This is a genomic window from Pseudomonas sp. Wu6 (assembly GCF_019891515.1).
Classification (GTDB): Bacteria; Pseudomonadota; Gammaproteobacteria; order Pseudomonadales; family Pseudomonadaceae; genus Aquipseudomonas; species Aquipseudomonas orientalis_A.
In genome coordinates this window covers 143945-162430 of record NZ_JAFLXH010000006.1, presented here as the reverse complement: position 1 = coordinate 162430, position 18486 = coordinate 143945, and the positions used below count along the sequence as shown (strand labels likewise).

The following is an 18486-nucleotide window of genomic DNA, read 5'->3' as shown; positions in this document are numbered from 1 at the left end:
AATACAGCTCCGATTACATGCGGAATACGCCGAAGCGGCTCGGCTCGATAGGCGCATTGAGTGCAGCGGACAACGCCAGGGCCAGCACGTCGCGGGTCTGCAACGGGTCGATGACGCCGTCATCCCACAGGCGTGCGCTGGAATAGTACGGATGGCCCTGGGTTTCGTACTGGTCGAGGATCGGCTGCTTGATCGCCGATTCTTCCTCGGCACTGAACGGGTTGCCGGCGCGCTCGGCCTGCTCGCGCTTGACCTGCACCAGCACGCCAGCGGCCTGTTCGGCGCCCATCACGCCGATGCGTGCGTTGGGCCACATCCACAAAAAGCGCGGGTCATAGGCACGACCGCACATGCCGTAGTTGCCGGCACCGAAACTGCCGCCGATGATCACCGTGAACTTCGGCACCTTGGCGCAGGCCACTGCTGTCACCAGCTTGGCGCCATGCTTGGCGATGCCGCCGGCTTCGTATTTCTGGCCGACCATGAAGCCGGTGATGTTCTGCAGGAACAGCAACGGAATCCCGCGCTGGCAGGCCAGTTCGATAAAGTGCGCGCCTTTTTGCGCGGCTTCGGCGAACAGGATTCCGTTGTTGGCCAGGATCGCCACCGGGTAACCGTGCAGGTGCGCAAAGCCGCACACCAGGGTGGTGCCGAACAGCGCCTTGAACTCATCGAACACCGAACCGTCCACCAGCCGTGCAATCACTTCGCGCACGTCGAACGGCTGCTTGGCATCGGCCGGGATCACGCCATACAGCTCTTCGCCGCTGTACAACGGCGCGACGGGCGTGCGTCGGCGCAACTCGCCCAGCTTGCGCCAATTGAGGTTGGCGACGCTGCGGCGGGCCAGGGCCAGGGCGTGTTCATCGTTGTCGGCGTAGTGGTCGGCCACGCCGGAAATCCGGCAGTGCACATCGGCGCCGCCGAGGTCTTCGGCGCTCACCACTTCGCCGGTGGCGGCCTTCACCAGCGGCGGGCCGGCGAGGAAGATAGTCGCCTGCTGGCGCACCATGATCGCTTCGTCGGCCATGGCCGGCACATAGGCGCCACCGGCGGTGCAGGAGCCCATCACCACGGCGATCTGCGGGATGCCCTGAGCGCTCATATTCGCCTGGTTGAAGAAGATCCGCCCGAAGTGCTCGCGGTCCGGGAAGACTTCGTCCTGGCGCGGCAGGTTGGCACCGCCGGAGTCCACCAGGTAAATGCACGGCAGGCGGTTCTGCTCGGCGATGGTCTGGGCGCGCAAGTGCTTCTTGACCGTCAACGGGTAGTAGGAGCCGCCTTTCACGGTTGCATCGTTGGCGACGATCATGCACTCGACGCCTTCCACGCGGCCGATACCGGCAATCACGCCGGCGGCAGGCACGTCTTCGCCGTACACCTGATGGGCGGCCAACTGGCTCAATTCGAGGAACGGCGAGCCTGGGTCGAGCAAGCGATTGATGCGCTCACGCGGCAACAGTTTGCCGCGCGAGGTATGCCGCTCCTGGGCCTTGGCGCCGCCGCCCTGTTGTACCTGGGCGAGCAGGGCGTGCAGCGCGTCGACCTGTTGGCGCATCGCCGCACTGTTGACGGCGAACTCCGCCGAGCGCGGGTTGAGCTGGGTATGCAGGGTAGCCATGAGCAGCTCCTTCAGCGGGTTTCGTTGAACAGTTCGCGACCGATCAACATCCTTCGAATCTCACTGGTACCGGCGCCGATTTCGTACAGCTTGGCATCACGCAACAGGCGCCCGGCGGGGAATTCATTGATGTAGCCGTTGCCGCCCAGGATCTGGATCGCATCAAGGGCCATTTGCGTGGCGCGTTCGGCGCTGTACAGGATCACGCCCGCGGCGTCCTTGCGCGTGGTCTCGCCGCGCTCGCACGCCTGGGCCACCGCGTAGAGGTAGGCGCGGCTGGCATTGAGCTGGGTGTACATATCGGCGACCTTGCCCTGGATCAGCTGGAACTCGCCGATGCTCTGGCCGAACTGCTTGCGGTCGTGGATGTAGGGCACGATCAGGTCCATGCAGGCCTGCATGATTCCGGTGGGGCCGCCGGAGAGCACCACGCGTTCGTAATCGAGGCCGCTCATCAGCACTTTGACGCCGCCGTTGAGCACGCCGAGGATGTTTTCCTCGGGGACGTGCACGTCATCGAAAAACAGCTCGCAGGTGTTGGAGCCGCGCATGCCCAGCTTGTCGAACTTGCTGCTGCGGCTGAAGCCTGTCCAGTCACGCTCGACGATGAATGCGGTGATGCCATGGGCGCCCTTTTCCACGTCGGTCTTGGCGTAGATCACGTAGGTGTGGGCGTCGGGGCCGTTGGTGATCCAGGTCTTGCTGCCGTTGAGCACGTAGGCGTCACCGCGCTTGTCGGCGCGCAGTTTCATCGACACCACGTCGGAACCGGCATTCGGCTCGCTCATGGCCAGGGCGCCGATGTGCTCGCCGCTGATCAACTTGGGCAGGTACTTGAGTTTCTGGGCGTGGGTGCCATTGCGGTTGATCTGGTTGACGCACAGGTTCGAGTGGGCGCCGTAGGACAACGCCACCGAGGCCGAGCCACGGCTGATTTCTTCCATGCTCACCACATGCGCCAGGTAACCCAGGCCGGCGCCGCCGTACTCCTCCGGCACGGTGATGCCCAGCAGGCCCATGTCGCCGAACTTGCGCCACAGGTCAGCGGGAAACAGGTTGTCGATATCGATCTGGGCTGCGCGGGGCGCGATTTCCTTGGCCACGAAGGACTGCACCTGGTCGCGCAGCATGTCGACGGTTTCGCCGAGGGCGAAGTTCAGGGACGGGTAACTCATGGACAGGCACCTTAATGTGAGCTTTTGTTGTTGTGTCGGCAACGCGCGGGGGAGGGCGCTGACCTTTACGTTAACGTAAGCTTGCGTTGCGGCGCTGTCAATCGTAGTTTACGTTTACGTCAACCTACAAAAAAGACAACCGGGGTCGTTATGGATCAACCGAATCCGAGCTACAGCCGTGGCTCCCAGGACAAAGCCTTGCTGGCCATGACCATTGGCGAGGCGTTCGATCGCACCGTTGCGCAGTATCCTGATGGCGAAGCCTTGGTGGTCCGCCACCAACAGCGGCGCTACACCTGGCAGGAGCTGGCCGAGACGGTGGATCTGCACGCGCGGGCGTTCCTCGCCCTGGGCATGCAAACCGGCGACCGTCTGGGCATCTGGGCACCCAATTGCGCCGAATGGCTGGTCTGCCAGGTGGCGAGCGCGAAACTCGGGGTGATCCTGGTCAATATCAATCCGGCGTACCGCAGTAGTGAATTGGACTACGTGCTCAAGCAATCCGGCTGCCAGTGGCTGGTGTGTGCCGGTGCGTTCAAGACCTCCGATTACCACGCCATGCTCCAGGCGCTGAAGCCCGACCTGCGTGGCCTCATCAGCCTGGACCCCAATCCGCCGCCCGCATTCATGCCCTGGTCGCAACTGTCGGCGCTCGGTGCCGATGTCCCGCCCGGGCACTTGCACAGTCGCCAGGCCAGCCTGCACTTCGACCAACCCGTGAACATCCAATACACCTCCGGCACCACCGGCTTCCCCAAGGGCGCTACCCTCAGTCACCACAATATCCTCAATAACGGCTACATGGTCGGCGAAAGCCTCGGGCTTGCCGCGCAGGACCGTTTAGTCATTCCCGTGCCGCTGTACCACTGTTTTGGCATGGTGATGGGTAACCTCGCTTGCATCACCCACGGCACCACCATGATCTATCCCAATGACGGCTTCGACCCTCTGCTGACGCTGACCGCCGTCGCCGAAGAGCGCGCCAGCGGCCTGTACGGGGTACCGACCATGTTTATCGCGCTGCTCGATCACCCACGCCTGGGCGAGTTCGACTTGTCCAGCCTGCGTACCGGGATCATGGCCGGCTCAACCTGCCCGATCGAGGTGATGCGCCGGGTCATTGGCGAGCTGCACATGCGCGAAGTTCAGATTGCCTATGGCATGACCGAAACCAGCCCGGTGTCGTTGCAGACCGGCGCCGACGACGATCTGGAGCGCCGCGTGACCACCGTAGGTCGCACCCAGCCGCAGCTGGAAAACAGGATCATCGACGCTGATGGCAACACCGTGCCACGCGGTGACATCGGCGAGCTATGCACGCGCGGCTACAGCGTGATGCTCGGCTATTGGAATAACCCAGAAGGCACTCGCGATGCCGTCGATGAGGAGGGATGGATGCACACCGGCGACTTGGCGACCATGGACGAGCACGGTTATGTGAGCATCGTCGGGCGCAACAAGGACATGATCATTCGCGGTGGCGAGAACGTATATCCACGGGAGCTTGAGGAGTTTTTCTTCACCCATCCGGCCGTGGCCGATGTGCAGATCATCGGTATCCCCGATGAACGCTACGGTGAGGAAATCGTCGCCTGGATCAAGTTCCACCCGGGGCAGGTGGCGAGCGAGCTGGAACTGCAGACTTGGTGCAAGGGCCGCATCGCCCACTTCAAGATGCCCAGGCATTTCAAGTTCGTGGACGCGTTTCCGATGACGGTGACGGGCAAGATCCAGAAGTTCCGCATGCGCGAGATCTCAATCGAAGAGTTGCAAACACTCTCGCAATAACACACAGAAAGCACAAAGGGGACCCGAAGGTCCCCTTTAATTTGTCGTTGCGTGCTCTTTTTTTATTATTGAGGGGCGGCCTGTTGTTGTTTTTGGTAGCCGTGACCCGTACCGCTGTTGTGGCGACCCCCATCCGGGGTCAAGAGCAAACGTATTTTTTTGAGCGCTGATCTGCTTTTTCGTAAACGATCCAACCAGTGGGTAGCTACCTGAGGTAGTTTTATTTTTCTCTAACCGGTTGCGGGTTTCGGCACGCCGTACCCTGCAAAGCACATCTTCTCCAAAAAAATCTGTTAGCTGCGTCTCTGCCGTGTTGTTTTTGTTATGTCAGAGTCGTTTCGTCTTATTTTTATTAGGTTTGGTGCTTTTTATTCTTGTTATGCCATAGAGATAGCAGAAGCCGTGCCAACTTTTTAAAGTCCTTTAAAATCAATGACTTGATTTTTTGCCATGGTCTATTTTTTTGGATGGGCGGCGGATTATGTTCCCGCGTTACCCGTTATGTCGGGCTGCGGTAACACATTGTCACAGCTGTGCTACTCAACCGAGATTACGCGCCTTCGCCACCCGCGATCCGCTTGCCCGTCCCAGCACCTGACTGATCTGCTGGCCCGCGCCAATCAGGCGCTCCAGGTCGATGCCGGTGTCGATCCCCAGTCCATTGAGCAGGTACACCACATCTTCGGTGGCGACGTTACCGCTCGCGCCCTTGGCATAAGGACAGCCGCCGAGGCCCGCGATAGAGCTGTCGAACACCTGGATGCCTTCCAGCAGGCTGGCGTAGATGTTGGCGATCGCCTGGCCGTAGGTGTCGTGGAAATGCCCGGCGAGCTTGTCGCGCGGCACCTGTGCGCCGACCACCTCGAACAGCCGCCGTGTCGCGCCCGCTGTGCCGGTGCCGATCGTGTCGCCCAGGGACACTTCGTAGCAGCCCATTGCATACAGTTCGCGGGCGACCGCCGCCACCTGTTCCGCAGCAATATCCCCTTCGTAGGGGCAACCCAGCACACACGACACATACCCGCGCACGCTGACGCCGTGCTGCCGGGCCGCGGCCATGATCGGCGCAAACCGCTCCAGGCTCTCGCTGATGGAGCAGTTGATATTGCGTTGGGAAAACGCTTCTGACGCCGCCGCAAAGACCGCGACTTCCTTGACCCCGGCCGCCAGTGCATCTTCAAAACCGCGCAGGTTTGGCGCCAGCGCGCCATAGGTCACGCCTGGCTTGCGCTGGATCTGCGCGAACACCTCGGCGGAGCCGGCCATCTGCGGCACCCATTTGGGCGACACGAAACTGCCGACCTCGATATAGCCCAGGCCGGCGGCACTCAAGGCGTCCACCAACCGCACCTTGTCGGCTACGCTGATCGGTTGGGCTTCGTTCTGCAATCCGTCGCGCGGGCCGACTTCCACCAGGCGTACGTGTGAGGGGAGGGTCATGGCGGTTACCTTCTGGTTAATGGCCGGCCTGGCGCATGGTGTGTGCCAGGGCCTGGGTGCAACGCTCTTCGGCGGTGTCCAGTTCCAGCTTCATTTGTTCGATATCCAGCAACTGTTGCTCAAGCTGTTCACGGCGCTCGGCGATCTTTGCCAGCATGCTGTTGAGTTGAATGTGGTTGCCGCTGGTGGGGTCGTAGAGCTCGATCAGCTCGCGGCATTCGGCCAGGGAAAAGCCGATGCGCTTGCCGCGCAGGATCAGCTTGAGGCTGACCTTGTCCCGCGCCGAGTAGATGCGCTCCTGGCCGCGGCGTTCGGGGGCGAGCAGGCCTTGCTCCTCGTAGAAGCGAATGGCGCGGGTGGTGATGTCGAGCTCGCGGGCGAGGTCGGAGATGCTGTAGGTGGTGCTCATGGGGGTGCTCGAGAAAGTCCTGGGGCTAAGCTAATGGCAGGTTGACGTGAACGTCAAGGGGTCCCTCGCTGGTGCTCCACAATTCAATATGGGAGGGGCTTGCGCCCGATGGCGGCCTCGGGGCTGACCGGGCTTTTGTGTCGATCCCGGTGCAAATGTGGGAGGGGGCTTGCCCCCGATGGCGACCTCAGAGCCGACCAGGATGTTGGATTGGACCGAGTACATATCTGTTTCTGCGGTAACGGCTGCTTAGGGTTCCGCCCTGACGGCGGCTCACTTTTGAAAAGCGCAAAAGTAAGCAAAACGCTCTTGCCCCACCACTCGGCACCTCGCCTAGGCTCGGTGTGCCCGAACGCAGGCTTGAATCCGTGGGCCGCCGCCACGCGCCATCCATGGCGCGGGGCGGCTAACCCGGCGTCCTGCCGGGTTACCCACGGATTCAAGCCTGCGTTCGGCCAGCGTGGTTTAACGGGGCGCCTAAAATCAAAAGCAGATCAAGAGCGGCTCGCTTCGCATCGTGGTTAGCGGTGGGCGCTACGGCATCATGGTCATCGGGGGCAGGCCCCCCCCACACTGGGGCCTCCTGCAACTTCAAGCCTGTTGCTTATCCAGTTTCTTCTCGTGGGCGGTGACTTGCTGGCACAACTCGATCATCTGTTCGCGCATCCAGCGGTTCGCCGGGTCCTGGTCGGTGCTTTCATGCCAGTACAGATGGGTTTCCACCGGCGGCACGTCATTGACGGGCAGGTTGAACCAGTGCAGTTCATGGCGACGGGCGAAGCGTTCGGGCACGGTCATGACCATGTCGGTCTGCTGCAATACTTGCGACGCCATCAGGTAGTGCTGGGAGCGCAGGGCGATTTTGCGCTGGATGCCCATCTTGCCCAGGGCTAGGTCGACATGCCCCAGGCCGTTGCGGCGGCTGGAAATATGGATATGGGTCAGCGACAGGTAGTCATCCAGGGTGAATTTGTCCTTGCCCGCCATCGGGTGGCCCTTGCGCATGGCGCATACGTAGCGGTCTTCCATCAGCTTGACGTGACGCACTTGCGGGTCGGTGTTGAGCGGCGCATCCACGGCGAAATCCAGGCGCCCGGCGGCCAGTTCCTTGGTGGTTTCGCGGCGTTTGGACAGGAAACTCTCGATGACCACTGTCGGCGCGAGGCGGCGCAGGCGTTGGAACAGCAGCGGTAAAATCACCGCTTCGGTCAGGTCGGTCATGCTGATGCGATAGGTCTTGGCCGCCTGTTGCGGGTTGAAAATCCGGCTCTCTTGCACGGAAACCCGCAGCAACGACAACGCGTTGCGCACCGGGCCGATGATGTTCTGCGCCATCGGCGTGGGCACCATGCCCTGGGCGGTGCGTACGAACAGCGGGTCGTTGAAGGTCTCGCGCAGGCGTGCCAGGGCGTTGGACACCGCCGGCTGGGTGATGCCGACAATCTGCCCGGCCCGGGTGAGGTTGGCTTCGGTGTAGATCGCGTCGAAGACGATAAAGAGATTGAGGTCGACCTTGCTCAGATTCATGTGAGTTGCGCTCTTATTATCAGGTGGCGATTTTTTACGTCTTCAGACGTCAATCATATATCGGTGATGAATGTTAATACACGCCGAGAATAGGCTAGGTAAATTATCAACGCTGTTCTAGCATCGATTGCATGACCTAAACAACCTCTCAGAGAAGGGAGCCGCTCATGGATTTCGCCTATTCGCCCAAGGTTCAGGAACTGCGTGAACGCGTCAGCGCATTCATGGACGCTTACGTCTACCCGGCCGAGCCGGTGTTCGAACGCCAGGTCAGCGAAGGTGACCGCTGGCAGCCCACTGCGATCATGGACGAGCTCAAAGCCAAGGCTAAAGCCGAGGGGTTGTGGAACCTGTTCCTGCCGGAGTCCGAGCTGGGCGCCGGCCTGACCAACCTCGAATACGCGCCGCTGGCCGAAATCATGGGCCGCTCGTTGCTGGGTCCGGAACCGTTCAACTGCTCGGCCCCCGACACCGGCAATATGGAAGTGCTGGTGCGTTACGCCAATCAAGAGCAGAAACAACGCTGGCTCGAGCCGCTGCTGCGCGGCGAGATTCGTTCAGCCTTCGCCATGACCGAACCCGACGTGGCCTCCTCGGACGCCACCAACATGGCCGCCCGCGCCGAACGCCAGGGCGATGAATGGGTGATCAACGGCAAGAAGTGGTGGACCTCCGGCGCCTGTGATCCGCGTTGCAAGATCCTGATCTTCATGGGCCTGAGCAACCCGGACGCGCCACGTCACCAGCAGCATTCGATGATCCTGGTGCCGGTGGACACGCCCGGCGTAACAATCCTGCGCCCGCTGCCGGTGTTCGGCTACGACGATGCGCCCCACGGTCACGCTGAAGTGCTGTTCGACAACGTACGCGTGCCTTACGAAAATGTGCTGCTGGGTGAGGGGCGCGGGTTTGAGATCGCCCAGGGTCGGCTTGGTCCGGGCCGTATCCACCATTGCATGCGCTCGATCGGCATGGCCGAGCGCGCGCTGGAATTGATGTGCAAACGCTCGGTCAGCCGCAGCGCCTTCGGCAAGCCGTTGGCGCGCCTGGGGGGCAATATCGACAAGATCGCCGACTCGCGCATGGAAATCGACATGGCGCGGCTGCTGACCCTGAAAGCGGCGTACATGATGGACACGGTGGGCAATAAAGTCGCCAAAAGCGAAATCGCCCAGATCAAGGTGGTTGCGCCTAACGTGGCACTCAAGGTTATCGACCGCGCCATCCAGATTCATGGCGGTGCCGGTGTGTCCAATGACTTCCCGCTGGCCTATATGTACGCCATGCAGCGCACCCTGCGCCTGGCCGACGGCCCGGATGAAGTGCACCGGGCGGCGATCGGCAAGTTCGAGATTGGCAAGTATGTGCCAAAAGAGATGATGCGCGGCGGGCAGTGAGACCGCGTCGCCTGCTATCGGCGGCAAGCCACCTCCCACATTTTGACTGTATTCAAAAATCCAAGTGTGGGAGGGGGCTTGCCCCCGATGAGGCCGGCTTGAACACCCCAAAACCCCGCCTCAGTACACCCAGACCTCCACTCGCCGATTCTTGATCCGGCCCTCATCCGCCGTATTCGCCGCCACCGGCATCTGTGCGCCGAACCCGCGAATATCGCGCAGTATCACGCCGCTTTTCACCAACTCCCGGCGCACCGCCATGGCCCGCAACTTCGACAGCAAGGCCGCCCGCTGCGGATCATTCTTGGCATCGCCAAACCCCACCAGCGTCACTTGCTTGTGCAGTTTGCCGTGGCTTTTCAGGTAGGCCACCACCCGCTGCACATCCTGGCGAGCCTTGTTGTCCAGGCTGGCGCTGCCTTCCTCGAAACGAAAGTTCACCGTCAAACGCTGGGCGTTGCGCACAATCGCCTGGTAATCCTCGGGCATCGAGGCGCGGGGCTCCACGCCGATTGCCTGCACGTGCTGGGCGATAAAACCATTGGCCGCCACGATCGCTTGGCCCTGGCTGCTCTGGGCAAAGTCCACCAGTGCCTTGGCCCAAGGATTCTGCGTCGCCGGCGGCAGATAAACGTACAGTCGCCGTGACAGCGGGTAATCCTCGGTGGCGATCAGGCTGCCCAGTGGCAGCATCGGTTGCGAGTCTCCATCGACAACCGCCACCGTCTTGGCCTTGCGCACGTAGGGCAGCCCGATAAAACCGATGCCTTGAGGGTCCTGGCTGACCGCATCGGACAGCGCTTCACTGGATTCGAAACGCCGGGCCGACGCCACCAGCGGTGTGTCGCGGCGGTTCAGCACCAGGTCCTTGAAGGTGTCATAGGTGCCGGACCGGTCGTCGCGGGCGTACACATGAATGGCGCCGCCACTGCCGCCCAGGGCTTCCCAGGTGCTGATCTGACCATTGAATATCTGCGCCAGTTGCTCGGTGTCCAGCGTATTGAGCGGGTTGCGGGGGTTGAGGATGATTGCCAGGCCATCGATGGCGATCACCTGTTCGGCTTCCGGGCTTTTCAGGTCGCCCAGGGTTTCCAGGTCGACCAGTTCGCTGTCTTTGATCGGGCGCGACGATGCGGCGAGGTCGGCACTGTGGTTTTTCAGCGCGGCAAATCCTGTACTGGAACCATGGGCGGCTACGTCGATGCTCACGGTTTTACCCTGACGGGTCTTGCCGATCACCTGCTGTTCATTGGCGCCCTCGGCGGGTTCGATGTGCACGCCTTGCAATCCCTGGCGCTCCATCAACCCCTTGACCAGCGCCGGGCCCAATCCCGCGCCGATGGTGTTGGAACCCTGGATACGCAATGCCGGGCCTTGATCGGGAAGCGGAAGGGGGGCGGACACAGCGAAAAACGGGAAAAGCGTCAGCAGTAACAGAACGCGCAGCCTCATGCCGGCACCTTTTTGCGCCAAAGGAAGTGCTGCGAGATTAAGTCAGTTGGATTGCAGCAATATGACTGACGCCCCACAGATCTAAGTGTGGGAAGGGGCTTGCCCTGGCCCTCTGTAGGAGCGAGCTTGCTCGCGAAAAACGTCAACGATACCGCGTGTTTACTGAACGAACGCGGTGCCTGTGAGTTTTTCGCGAGCAAGCTCGCTCCTACAAGAGGGCCAGGGCGTGCCCCCTCCCACAAGTTGACTGAGTAGTGTCAGGAATCAACTCAATTCCAACCAGATCGGCGCATGGTCCGACGGCTTTTCCAATGCCCGCAAATCATAATCGACGCCGGCATCCTTGACCCGCGGGAGCAAGCCATTGGACGCCATGATCACGTCGATGCGCAGGCCGCGCTTGGGCTCGTCCTCAAAGCCACGGCTGCGGTAATCGAACCAGCTGAAACGGTCGGTCACCTCAGGGTGCAAGTGGCGGAAGCTGTCCACCAGGCCCCAGTTTTTCAGGCGGGCCATCCATTCGCGCTCTTCCGGCAGGAAGCTGCATTTGCCGGTTTTCAGCCAGCGTTTGGCGTTGTCGGCGCCGATGCCGATGTCGCAGTCTTGCGGGGAAATATTCACGTCGCCCATCACCACCAGTGCCTGGTCATTGCTGAACTGACTTTCCAGCAACTGTTGCAGGTCTTCATAGAAGCGCTGTTTGGCCGGGAACTTGGTGGGGTGGTCGCGGCTTTCGCCCTGGGGGAAGTAGCCGTTCATGATGATGACCGGGTTGCCGTTCTCGTCGGCGAAGGTGCCCCAGATAAAACGGCGCTGCGCGTCTTCTTCATCGGTGGCAAAACCTTTGTGCACACTCAACGCTTCCTTGCGCGAAAGGAGAGCTACGCCGTAGTGGCCTTTCTGGCCGTGGTAATACACGTGGTAGCCCAACGCCTGGACGTCGGCCAGCGGGAACTGGTCGTCGTGGACCTTGGTTTCCTGCAGGCCAATGACGTCCGGCTGGTGTTTTTCAATCAGCGCCGCCAGCTGATGAGGGCGGGCACGCAGCCCGTTGATATTGAAGGAGACGATTTTCATGGTCGGCGGTCCAGTCTGGCAAAAGGGCGATGCTAGCCGACAAGTCGGACGGGGGCCAGCGTGGCGGTAGGACGCATGCGCTGCTAATGTCTGGGAACGACTGGCGCTGCGCAGGTTCGTACCCATAAGAACGCCATCTTTTTGAATGGCGTCCAGGAGATTGATTGTTATGCCTGACACCTCGACGGCCGTTGCCGAGATTCGCCTGCTCAACAGCGGTTATTCCCGCGAAGCGCGTTCCCTGTTGTACCAGGCCTACCGTCACGAACCGACCTTCGCCTACATCTTCGAAGCCGAGCGGCCAGGTTATGAACAGCGGGTACGCGCAACAGTGCGCGAGCTGGTCAAGCAGCACTTCTTTCAGAAACTTCCGGCCATCGGCCTGTTCGTCAACGACCGTTTGATTGGCGTCGCCCTCATCGCGCCGCCGCAGCGGCGCCTGGGCATCACCGAGAGCTGGGCCTGGCAGATTCGCATGTGGTTGAGCACCGGCGTGCGCGGTACGCGGCGTTACCTGGAATACCATCAGGCCGTGCTGGCGTGCCTGCCCGGTGAGTCGGTGCATGTGTTGCCGTTGCTCGGTATTCATCCGCAGTTGCAAGGTCAACACTATGGCGAACAGTTGCTTGAGGCGGTCCATAACTGGTGCGCCGAAGACCCGCACTCATCGGGCGTGGTGCTCGACACGGGCAATTCCCGTTACCTGGATTTCTACAAGCGCCAGGGCTATGAGGAAATCGGTGAAATTGCCGTAGGACCTGTCCTGGAGCATGTGTTTTTTCATCCCAATCCCCAGGCGTTACATGTTGCAACGGCCTGAGACAGAATTATTCAGATAAATCCGAGTTCAAAGTACCTCTCTCGCTCGTGTAGCATCCGCGCCTATGAAGTTTCCAGGAAGATTTACCAGCAGCTTGATCCTGCTGTTCACGAGCTGTGGCGCATTGGCGCAAAGCGAACTGGACGTGCGGATCAAACCCTCAAATGACGCGCTGAAAGCCAACATTGAAGGCTACATCGGCAGTGTTGGCGATCGTGACGAAGAAGCCCTGCTGCGATTCAGCCGTGGTGCCGAAGAGCAGGCGCGCAAAGCGGCCCAGGCGCTGGGCTTCTATCAGCCCCGGATCGCCAGCGAGGTGAAGGGCGGCAAGAACCCGCGCCTGACCCTGACCGTCGACCCCGGCGAGCCGGTGCATCTGCGCAACGTGATCTTGCGCGTCGATGGCCCGGCGGCGAGCCTCAAGGCCTTTCGCGTGCCCGCCAGTGATGACCTCAAGCCCGGCGCGGTGCTCAATCACGGGCATTACGATGACGCCAAGCGTTTGATCCAGAATCAGGCGTCGCGCTATGGCTTTTTCAGCGGGCGTTTTACCCACCAGAAACTGGCCGTAGACCCTCAAGCGGGCGTGGCTGACATCGAACTCATTTACGACAGCGGCCCGCGCTACAGCATGGGCAAGGTCAGCTTCAGCGGCGACACGCCCTTTGACGAAGAGCTGTTGCAGCGCATGGTGCCGTTCAAGCCAGGTACACCCTATGACTCCGAACTGATCGCCGAACTCAACCAGAACCTGCAAGCCAGTGGCTTCTTCGAAAGCGTACGCGTGGACGCCAGCCCCGCAGCCTCAAGCAATGACGTGATTCCGGTGGCCGTGCAACTGGACACGCGCAAGCCCCGCACCATGGGCCTGGGCCTGGGGTTCTCGACGGACGTCGGCCCTCGGGGCAAGGCCAACTGGACGCGCCACTGGGTCAATCCCCAGGGCCACAGTTATGGCTGGGAAGCCGAGTTGTCGGCGCCGCGCCAGAACGTCGGCCTGTGGTACGACATTCCGCTGGACCCTCCGCTCACCGACAAATTGCGTTTTGCCGGCGGCTATCAGAATGAAGAGATCGCCAACACCGACACCTTGAGCAAGCTGCTCACCCTCGGCCCCGAATGGCACAGCAAGTTGCCCAGCGGTTGGACCCGGGTCATCTCGCTCAAATACCAGCGTGAAGAGTATCGCCTGGGCAATGACTCGGGCTTGAGTAACCTGGTGATGCCGGGCATCAGCTACTCCTACCTGCGCAGCGACAACCGCATCGATCCGCACAACGGCTATCGCCTGATGTTCGACAGCAAAGTCGCCAAGGAAGGGCTCGGTTCCGACACCAACCTGCTGTATGGCACCGCCACGATCAAGGGCCTGACCACCTTGTGGGATAACCACCGGTTCCTGGGCCGCGCGCAAGTGGGCGGCAGTGCCACCAATGGCTACCAGTCGGTGCCGCCGTCACTGCGTTTCTTCGCCGGTGGCGACCAGAGCGTGCGCGGTTATGAATACCAGACCCTGTCGCCGGAAAACGACCGTGGCGACCGCATCGGCGGCCGCTACATGGTGGCGCTGAGCGCCGAGTATCAATATTCCATCACCGAAAAATGGCGTGTCGCGACCTTTATCGACCAGGGCAACTCGTTCAATACCCTGGATATGCCCAGCCTCAAAACCGGCGTGGGTGTGGGGGTGCGCTGGGTCTCGCCCGTGGGCCCGATCCGCCTCGACCTGGCCCATGCCCTGGAAGATCCGGGCGGCGTTCGATTGCACTTTTCCATGGGGCCTGAGCTGTGATGCGTGGTTTGAAAATAGCGGGGCTGGCATTGATCGCCGTCCTCGCGCTGTTGCTGTTGACGCTGTGGACGCTGCTCGGTACCCAGGCCGGCAGTCGCTGGGTGCTGGGCCAGGTGCCGGGCTTGAGCGTGGAGAATTTTCACGGACGCCTGGGCGGGCAGTGGAGCGCCGACCACCTGCTGTGGCAGCAGGACGGCAGCCGCGTCGAGCTCAATGCGCCGACGTTTGACTGGTCGCCGGGTTGCCTGTTGCGCATGACCTTGTGCATCAACCGGTTGGATGTGGACCAGGTCAGCCTGACGGTTGCACCCAGTACCGAAGAAAGCGACAGCGGGCCGATCCAACTGCCCAACCTGAAGTTGCCGGTTGCTATCCAATTGGGCGATGTTCGTATCGGCAGCCTGCTGTTCAACGGCAGTGAAGCACTCAAGGGCTTGCAACTGGCGGCGCATTGGACCGCCGCCGGCATGCAGATCGACTCCGTTCATCTGCAGCGCGACGACCTGGTGCTGGACCTCGCCGGCCTGCTGCAACCCACAGGCGATTGGCCGCTCAAGGCCACCGGCACGCTCAGTTTGCCCTACGCTCCGGGCGGCGCACCCTGGACCGTCGCGCTCAACATCGACGGCGACTTGCTCAAGACCCTCAAGCTCGACGCCGACAGCAGCGGCTACCTGCCGGCCAAGCTCAGCGGTGAGCTGCAACCCCTGGCGGAAAACCTGCCGGCGCAGTTGCGCATCACCTCCGAGGCGTTCAAGCCAAGCGCCGATTTGCCCGACACCTTGCAACTCAACCAGTTGGACCTGAGCGCCAAGGGCGACCTTAAAGCGGGTTATCAATTGCTGGGCAAAGCCGTATTACCGGCGCAAAAAGGCCCGGTGGATTTACTCCTGCAAGGCAAGGTCGACGCCAAGGGTGCGCAGATCGCCGGCCTCGACCTGAATGCCGGCGACAAGCAAAGCCTCAAGCTCAGCGCCAACCTGGACTGGCAGCAAGGTTTCAGCGCCGATGCCAAAATCGACTGGTTGGACTTCCCCTGGCACCGCCTCTATCCCCTGATCGATGAACCGCAGGTGGCCTTGCGCACCTTCAACGGTGAAGTTTCCTATAAGGATGGCAACTATCTGGGCAACCTCAAGGCCGACCTTGACGGCCCGGCGGGCGCCTTCACGGTGGTCACGCCGTTCAGCGGCGACCTCAAGCAAGTGTTCCTGCCCGAACTGAAATTGAGCGCCGGCCAAGGCAAGGCCGAGGGCCATCTGAACGTACGGTTTGCCGACGGTATCGCCTGGGACACCGCGCTGGACCTGTCGGCATTGAACCCGGCGTACTGGGTCGCCGAATTGCCCGGCACCCTGGCCGGGCCGCTGCGCAGCAAAGGCGAATTCAAGAACGAGCAGCTCAAGCTCAACGCCGACCTCGACCTCAAGGGTCGCCTGCGCGGACAGGCCGCCGTGTTTGCAGCCAAGGCCGAAGGCGCGGGGCAGCAATGGACCCTTGCCAACCTGGACATCCGCCTGGGCGACAACCGCATCAACGGCAGCGGCAGCCTGCAGCAACGCCTGGCCGGGCAGATCGACATCAAGCTGGCGCGCCTGGCCCAGCTCTGGCCGCAACTGCGCGGGCAGGTCAATGGCCGCCTCGATGTCGCCGGCACCTTGCAGGCGCCCCAAGGCAAGCTTGCCCTCAAGGGCCAGCAACTGGCATTGGCCGACAACCGCCTGCAAAGCCTCAACCTCGACGCCACACTGGACAGCGCCCAGCGCGCCAGGCTTGACCTCAAGGGCAGCGGCATCCAGAGCGGCGAGACCCAGGTCGGCACGCTCACCGCCAGCGCCCAGGGCGATATCAAGAACCAGAAGGTTCAACTGGATCTGGCCGGACCGTTGCTCAAGCTGGCCCTGGCATTGGACGGCAACCTCGACAACGGCAACTGGCGTGGGCGCCTGGCCAGTGGTGACGTACAAGCCGGTGGCCAGGACTGGCGGCTGCAAGCCCCGGCGAAAATCGAGCGCCTGGCCGATGGCAAGCTGACCTTCGCCGCGCACTGCTGGGTGTCCGGTGGCGCCAGCCTGTGTGGCGAAGACCAGCGCCTGATGCCCGAGCCGAAGCTGCGCTACCACCTCAAGCAATTCCCTATCGACAGTCTCGCGGCGTTCCTGCCCAAAGACTTCGCCTGGCAGGGCAGGCTCAATGCCGACGTACAACTCGACCTGCCGGCCAGCGGCCCGAAGGGTGTGGTCTCGGTAGACGCCGGTGGCGGCAACCTGCGGGTGCGGGACAAGGGCCAATGGCTGGATTTCCCCTACGACACCCTGAAGCTGGAAACCACCCTCAACCCCAAGCGCATCGATACCCAGCTCAACTTTCGTGGCGGCAAGCTCGGTGAACTGCTGCTGCAGGCGCAGATCAACCCGCTGCCGGCCAACAAGCCGATCACCGGCAATTTCAGCCTCACCGGCCTGGACCTCGCCGTGGCGCGACCCTTTGTGCCGATGGTGGAAAAGCTCAACGGCAAGCTCAACGGCAATGGCCGCATCTCCGGCGGTTTGCTCGCGCCCCTGGTTAACGGCAACGTTAATCTGGTGGACGGTGAAGTCTCGGGTCCTGAACTGCCCATCAGCCTCGAGGGCCTGAACCTGCAGGCGCAGATCGCCGGCGAAAGCGTGCAGCTTAACGGCGGCTGGCACAGCGGCAAGGCCGGGCAGGGCAGCCTCAAGGGCCAGATCGACTGGGGCCGCGCCCTGGTGGTCGACCTCAGCCTCAAGGGCTCGCAACTGCCGGTCACCGTCGAGCCCTATGCCAAGCTGGAAGTGGCCCCCGACCTGAAGATCAGCCTCAAGGACGACAAGCTGGCGATTGCCGGCAAGGTGCACATCCCGCGCGGCGATATCACCGTGCACGAGCTGCCGCCCTCGACGGTCAAGGTGTCCGATGACACGGTGATCGTCGGCAGCCAGACCGAAGAAGGCAAACCGCCGATGGCCATGGCCATGGATATCGACGTGGAAGTGGGGGAAGACCAACTCAACTTCGCCGGTTTCGGCCTCACCGCCAAAGTGCAGGGCCATGTGCATATCGGCGACAACATGGACACCCGTGGCGAGCTGTGGCTCAACGACGGCCGTTACCGCGCCTACGGCCAGCGCCTCAACGTGCGCCGTGCACGGCTGTTGTTTGCCGGGCCGTTGGACCAACCGTTCCTGGATATCGAAGCGGTGCGTGTGGTGGTCGAATCGTCCCGCACCGTGACCGCCGGTATTCGCCTGAGCGGCAGCGCCGAGCAGCCGACCACGCAGATCTTCTCCGAGCCCGCCATGGCGCAGGAGGACGCGCTGTCCTACCTGGTGCTGGGACGTTCGCGCACCAACAACGGTGAAGACAACAACATGCTTGCCGAAGCCGCCTTGGGCCTGGGCCTGATGGGCAGCGCCGGGGTGACCTCGGACATCGCCAATAAACTCGGCATCCGCGATTTCGACCTGGATACCCAAGGCACCGGCAACAGCACTGCCGTGGTCGCCAGCGGCAAGATCAACGACAAACTCAGCCTGCGTTACGGCGTAGGGGTGTTCGAACCGGCCAACACCATCGCCTTGCGCTATTTGCTGAGCAAGAAGGTGTACCTGGAAGTGGCCACAGGCGTGGCCAGCTCCCTGGATATCTTCTACAAGCGCGACTTCTAAACCCAACTGGGTCAAATGTGGGAGGGGGCTTGCCCCCGATAGCGGTCTTTCAGTCAGCTAATCTGTAGCTGACCCACCGCCATCGGGGGCAAGCCCCCTCCTGCGTAATTGCATGGACTTGACCACTCATTTGCATTGCCACTGACCAGCCATTTGCATCCGTGCTGACCAACCGTTTGCATTCGACTTGACCAGCACACGCCGTTGTGACGATCGGCAGAGAACGGCCATTAGCTGCCGTTCGCTACCGGCGGTAATCGGCCGGCACCTTACAGGCATAGCTTACATTCCGGCACTCTACT

General features: G+C 61.8%; 12 protein-coding genes. 5 read left to right on the top strand and 7 right to left on the bottom strand.

Annotated elements, in window-relative coordinates; translation table 11 throughout:
• Positions 1–13: 13 nt before the first annotated feature.
• Together J1G34_RS06205 and J1G34_RS06200 are read right to left on the bottom strand one after the other, a co-directional pair.
• Positions 14–1621 (bottom strand): carboxyl transferase domain-containing protein, encoded by a 1608-nt coding sequence (locus tag J1G34_RS06205; protein ID WP_222993570.1) that lies wholly within the window; start codon positions 1619–1621, stop codon positions 14–16.
• 11 nt (positions 1622–1632) lie between these two features.
• Positions 1633–2796: an isovaleryl-CoA dehydrogenase gene (locus J1G34_RS06200; RefSeq protein WP_122562095.1), complete on the bottom strand. Its 1164-nt coding sequence runs from the start codon at positions 2794–2796 to the stop codon at positions 1633–1635.
• Between the two features lie 150 nt (positions 2797–2946).
• Between J1G34_RS06200 and J1G34_RS06195 the strand changes: the two genes are divergently transcribed.
• On the top strand, positions 2947–4584 hold the full coding sequence (locus tag J1G34_RS06195) for an AMP-binding protein (protein WP_222993569.1): 1638 nt from the start codon (positions 2947–2949) through the stop codon (positions 4582–4584).
• Between the two features lie 540 nt (positions 4585–5124).
• Here J1G34_RS06195 and J1G34_RS06190 read toward each other — a convergent pair.
• The 3 genes from J1G34_RS06190 to J1G34_RS06180 all read right to left on the bottom strand — a co-directional run bounded on the left by J1G34_RS06190 (position 5125) and on the right by J1G34_RS06180 (position 7960).
• Positions 5125–6024, bottom strand: a complete 900-nt coding sequence (locus J1G34_RS06190) for a hydroxymethylglutaryl-CoA lyase (protein ID WP_065884893.1) — start codon at positions 6022–6024, stop codon at positions 5125–5127.
• Between the two features lie 16 nt (positions 6025–6040).
• Entirely contained in the window at positions 6041–6433 is a 393-nt protein-coding gene (locus tag J1G34_RS06185) for a MerR family transcriptional regulator (protein ID WP_057721728.1), read from the bottom strand.
• A gap of 591 nt (positions 6434–7024) precedes the next feature.
• The gene (locus J1G34_RS06180) at positions 7025–7960 is read right to left on the bottom strand and encodes a LysR family transcriptional regulator (protein WP_027606275.1); all 936 of its coding nucleotides are present in this window, start codon (positions 7958–7960) and stop codon (positions 7025–7027) included.
• A 167-nt stretch (positions 7961–8127) separates the two neighbouring features.
• On the opposite strand from J1G34_RS06180, the gene J1G34_RS06175 reads away from it, so the two are divergent.
• Positions 8128–9357, top strand: coding sequence for an acyl-CoA dehydrogenase (locus tag J1G34_RS06175; RefSeq protein ID WP_065884894.1), 1230 nt, complete (start codon positions 8128–8130; stop codon positions 9355–9357).
• A gap of 120 nt (positions 9358–9477) precedes the next feature.
• Here the strand turns inward: J1G34_RS06175 and J1G34_RS06170 are convergent, their stop codons facing one another.
• Together J1G34_RS06170 and xthA are read right to left on the bottom strand one after the other, a co-directional pair.
• Positions 9478–10809 (bottom strand): substrate-binding domain-containing protein, encoded by a 1332-nt coding sequence (locus J1G34_RS06170; protein ID WP_222993567.1) that lies wholly within the window; start codon positions 10807–10809, stop codon positions 9478–9480.
• Positions 10810–11073: 264 nt separating this feature from the next.
• Positions 11074–11886 carry an exodeoxyribonuclease III gene (xthA, locus tag J1G34_RS06165; protein ID WP_065884896.1) on the bottom strand — a complete coding sequence of 271 codons (813 nt, stop codon included), beginning with the start codon at positions 11884–11886 and terminating at the stop codon, positions 11074–11076.
• A gap of 169 nt (positions 11887–12055) precedes the next feature.
• Between xthA and J1G34_RS06160 the strand changes: the two genes are divergently transcribed.
• The 3 genes from J1G34_RS06160 to J1G34_RS06150 all read left to right on the top strand — a co-directional run bounded on the left by J1G34_RS06160 (position 12056) and on the right by J1G34_RS06150 (position 18184).
• Complete coding sequence (locus tag J1G34_RS06160; RefSeq protein WP_065894894.1) at positions 12056–12706, top strand: GNAT family N-acetyltransferase; 651 nt, start codon at positions 12056–12058, stop codon at positions 12704–12706.
• Positions 12707–12770: 64 nt separating this feature from the next.
• Entirely contained in the window at positions 12771–14498 is a 1728-nt protein-coding gene (locus J1G34_RS06155) for an autotransporter assembly complex protein TamA (protein WP_065894895.1), read from the top strand.
• Positions 14498–18184: a translocation/assembly module TamB domain-containing protein gene (locus tag J1G34_RS06150; RefSeq protein WP_222993565.1), complete on the top strand. Its 3687-nt coding sequence runs from the start codon at positions 14498–14500 to the stop codon at positions 18182–18184. The genes J1G34_RS06155 and J1G34_RS06150 overlap by 1 nt, the downstream gene beginning before the upstream one ends.
• The last annotated feature ends 302 nt before the right edge of the window (positions 18185–18486 follow it).

Coding starts and splice junctions, on each gene's coding strand:
- J1G34_RS06180 (WP_027606275.1), bottom strand. CDS start 7,960: ATGAATCTGAGCAAGGTCGACCTCAATCTCTTTATCGTCTTCGACGCG.
- J1G34_RS06185 (WP_057721728.1), bottom strand. CDS start 6,433: ATGAGCACCACCTACAGCATCTCCGACCTCGCCCGCGAGCTCGACATC.
- J1G34_RS06150 (WP_222993565.1), top strand. CDS start 14,498: ATGCGTGGTTTGAAAATAGCGGGGCTGGCATTGATCGCCGTCCTCGCG.
- xthA (WP_065884896.1), bottom strand. CDS start 11,886: ATGAAAATCGTCTCCTTCAATATCAACGGGCTGCGTGCCCGCCCTCAT.
- J1G34_RS06205 (WP_222993570.1), bottom strand. CDS start 1,621: ATGGCTACCCTGCATACCCAGCTCAACCCGCGCTCGGCGGAGTTCGCC.
- J1G34_RS06160 (WP_065894894.1), top strand. CDS start 12,056: ATGCCTGACACCTCGACGGCCGTTGCCGAGATTCGCCTGCTCAACAGC.
- J1G34_RS06200 (WP_122562095.1), bottom strand. CDS start 2,796: ATGAGTTACCCGTCCCTGAACTTCGCCCTCGGCGAAACCGTCGACATG.
- J1G34_RS06195 (WP_222993569.1), top strand. CDS start 2,947: ATGGATCAACCGAATCCGAGCTACAGCCGTGGCTCCCAGGACAAAGCC.
- J1G34_RS06155 (WP_065894895.1), top strand. CDS start 12,771: ATGAAGTTTCCAGGAAGATTTACCAGCAGCTTGATCCTGCTGTTCACG.
- J1G34_RS06190 (WP_065884893.1), bottom strand. CDS start 6,024: ATGACCCTCCCCTCACACGTACGCCTGGTGGAAGTCGGCCCGCGCGAC.
- J1G34_RS06170 (WP_222993567.1), bottom strand. CDS start 10,809: ATGAGGCTGCGCGTTCTGTTACTGCTGACGCTTTTCCCGTTTTTCGCT.
- J1G34_RS06175 (WP_065884894.1), top strand. CDS start 8,128: ATGGATTTCGCCTATTCGCCCAAGGTTCAGGAACTGCGTGAACGCGTC.